A 3,074-nucleotide genomic window follows, 5' to 3' on the forward strand; every position below is an offset into this window, starting at 1 on the left:
GTCCGTCCTGGAGTCAAGACCCCGCCGTCGCTGCGGAACATCTACAAGGAGATGAGCCCCGGGCTCGAAGACACCCACCCTGATGAGCACCGTGAAGACCGGCAAGGGCGGCACCTTCTCCAAGAAGTTCACAGCCCTGCGGGACGGCACCTGGACCACGACGTGGACGGCGACGAGCCAGTACTTCGACACCTCGTCCTCGGGTGACTACATCGACGTCCGCTGACGTTCCCGCAGGCCGATGTGCACGCTGCTCTCTTCGCGCCTCCGGCGGTGCGGCGGCAGACCGGATCGTCAAAGCCCTCGACACCCCGGATGTCGTCGACGAGGTCTACCAGGACTGCGGCAGCCACCGGAACACGAACATGGCGGCAGTCATCAAGCGCGGGCCGGGCGTCACCATCTGCATCACTCGCAATGACGCTGGCCGTCCTGCCGGCCGGGGGAATCGTCGCCTGGAGGCAGCCCGAGCAGGGCGTCCGACCGGAATGATCACGTGTAAGGGCGAGGCTGCGTCTTCCTCGCCCTCACAGCACCATATGCCCACCCTGAACACAGCTCCCGCGCTGCGGTCCTTCCGAAGGCCGCTGGCATCATCACGGATGATCTCGCGGTCCTCCTTGAACATCTGCTCGATCACAGGCGCGGCGCTGTTGCCGTTCTCGGTCGAGCAGTACACGGCTGTAGGGACTGTAAAACGTTCGGTGTAACTCCCGATCATGGAAGATGCCTCGATGACCAGCGACAACGTGACCGAGGCCGAGTTCGTCGAGCCGTCTGAGGCGGCGCCGGCGAAGTCTGTGGACGACCGGCTGATTGACGAACTGGTGGGCCGGGCTCAGGCCGAGGGCCTTCAGCTGACCGGCGAGGGCGGGCTGCTCCAGCAGCTGACCAAGCGGCTGTTGGAGTCCGCTCTCGAGGGCGAGATCACCGACCACCTCGGCTATGACAAGCACGATCCGGCCGGGAAGAACGGCGGCAACTCACGCAACGGCACCCGGGCCAAGACCGTGTTGACCGATGTCGGCCCGGTGGAGATAGCCGTGCCCCGCGACCGGGAAGGCAGCTTCGAGCCGAGGATCGTCAAGAAGCGGCAGAAGCGTCTGTCCGGCGTGGACTAGATGGTCATCTCGCTCGCGGCAAAAGGCCTGACGACCGGCGAGGTCCAGGCCCACCTGGCCGAGGTCTACGGCGCCGAGGTGTCCCGGCAGACGATCTCCACGATCACCGACAAAGCCCTCGACGGCATGGCCGAATGGCAGAACCGGCCGCTCGACGCCGTCTATCCCGTGATCTTCATTGACGCTATTCACGTGAAGATTCGCGACGGTGCGGTCGCCAACAGGCCCATTTACGTGGCCCTGGCGGTCACGACCGAGAGCCGGCGGGACATCCTCGGACTGTGGGCCGGTGACGGCGGCGAGGGCGCCAAGCACTGGATGCACATCCTCACCGAGATCAAGAATCGCGGCGTGGGCGACGTGTTGATGCTGGTCTGCGACGGACTCAGGGGCCTGCCCGAGGCGGTCGAGGCCGTCTGGCCCCGCACCACCGTCCAGACCTGTGTGGTCCACCTGCTGCGAAACTCCTTCCGTTATGCCGCCCGCCAGGACTGGGACAAGATCGCGAAAGTGCTCAAGCCCGTCTACACCGCGGCGACCGAGGAGGCCGCACTCGAGCAGTTCACCGAGTTCGCCGACGCCTGGGGCAAGAAATACCCGGCGATCGTGCGGCTCTGGGAGAACGCGTGGGAGGAGTTCACGCCGTTCCTCCGCTTCGACACCGAGATCCGCCGCATCGTCTGCACGACGAACGCGATCGAGTCGGTAAACGCACGGATCCGCCGGGCGGTCAAGGCTCGCGGACACTTCCCCAACGAGCAGGCCGCCTTGAAGTGCGTCTACATGGCCATCATGTCGCTCGACCCCACCGGCAAGGGACAAGCCCGCTGGACCATGCGCTGGAAGACCGCACTCAACGCCTTCGACATCACCTTCGACGGCCGCCTCTCCGCAGCACGTCAGTAACTCCAACAACCGCAGTTACACCGCTCGTTTGACAGACCCCCGCGTAGATCTCGAGCGAAGTTCACCGATGCCGAAGAAGCGACCGCTTCATCGACCTGCAGGCCACAGCCCTGACCAGCCACAATCACACCGGAGCGAGCCGAACCGATTACGTAGAGCAATCGCAGGGCATGCCATCAGCCATACGGAGGCGCGCAGGAGGGAAGCAAATGGCAGATGCCAAGAGCGGGGACGGAAATGCACGAAATGAGGAAAAGGAAACAGGAGCGCTCGTGCCGGTTCTCATTGAGGGTCGGAAAGTCTACCTCTCCGTAAGGGACCTGCGAACACCACAACGTGCGCTGGGTTCCGAATCGGACATCGCCGCTCATCGTCCGACACTCGACGAAGCACTCGATGGACTGATGGGACTCGTTCGAGTGATGGGTGCACGTTTGCAGGAGAGTGACGCTTCCAAGGTAACCATGGAATTCGGCTGCGAGTTCGCGCTGGAGTCCGGTACGTTCGTCGCCGTTGTCGGAAAGGCTTCCGTCAAATCCGCCTTCGGTGTATCGCTGGAGTGGGAGAACCCTCCGTCGTGATGCAGCACGGACCGGGGACGATACCAACGAAGCTGCTGAGCGCGGCAACTGTAATCCTCACCGTCCGGAACGGAACAGGGGAAACCTCTCTGGGGACTGGTTTTCTCATCACGCCGACTATTCAGGCCACGTGTGCCCATGTTGTGGCAGATGTGTTCGACGAGCCCCGCGCGGAAGTATCCGGCCGGATCGCCGCCTCGAACCGTGAACTGCGGCTGATACCTTTGCAGCATCGGTGTTTTCGGGACAAGAGTACCGGAATGGATCTGGCACTGCTGGATGTCATTTCGCAGCGGCCTGAACCGCCACTGGAACCAGTTCTGTTGTGCGCCGAGGGAGACGTCGGTGACCTGATGTGGACGTTCGGGCATCCGGCATGGGATTTCCGCGGAGGCGAGTCGGCGACATTCACCTTTGAAGGATACGGATTCCTCAGCCAGGATCCTGGTCAGCGAGTGATGCTGCC

3 protein-coding genes and 2 pseudogenes are annotated in these 3,074 nt (G+C 63.3%); all 5 read left to right on the forward strand.

Annotated features, from left to right (window positions below):
* Positions 1 to 84 (forward strand): annotated as a pseudogene (locus ACWEBX_RS38635) (uracil-DNA glycosylase); the annotation flags it as partial.
* Positions 83 to 226 carry a hypothetical protein gene (locus ACWEBX_RS38640; RefSeq protein WP_451889394.1) on the forward strand — a complete coding sequence of 48 codons (144 nt, stop codon included), beginning with the start codon at positions 83 to 85 and terminating at the stop codon, positions 224 to 226. The pseudogene ACWEBX_RS38635 and the gene ACWEBX_RS38640, both read left to right, overlap by 2 nt.
* A gap of 508 nt (positions 227 to 734) precedes the next feature.
* A pseudogene (locus tag ACWEBX_RS38645) lies at positions 735 to 2,027 on the forward strand (IS256 family transposase).
* A gap of 209 nt (positions 2,028 to 2,236) precedes the next feature.
* On the forward strand, positions 2,237 to 2,608 hold the full coding sequence (locus tag ACWEBX_RS38650; protein WP_451889392.1) for a CU044_2847 family protein: 372 nt from the start codon (positions 2,237 to 2,239) through the stop codon (positions 2,606 to 2,608).
* A partial coding sequence (locus ACWEBX_RS38655) for a S1 family peptidase (protein ID WP_451889393.1) occupies positions 2,608 to 3,074 on the forward strand: 467 nt, incomplete at its 3' end. The genes ACWEBX_RS38650 and ACWEBX_RS38655, both read left to right, overlap by 1 nt.

It is taken from the genome of Streptomyces sp. NPDC005070, from assembly GCF_053600395.1.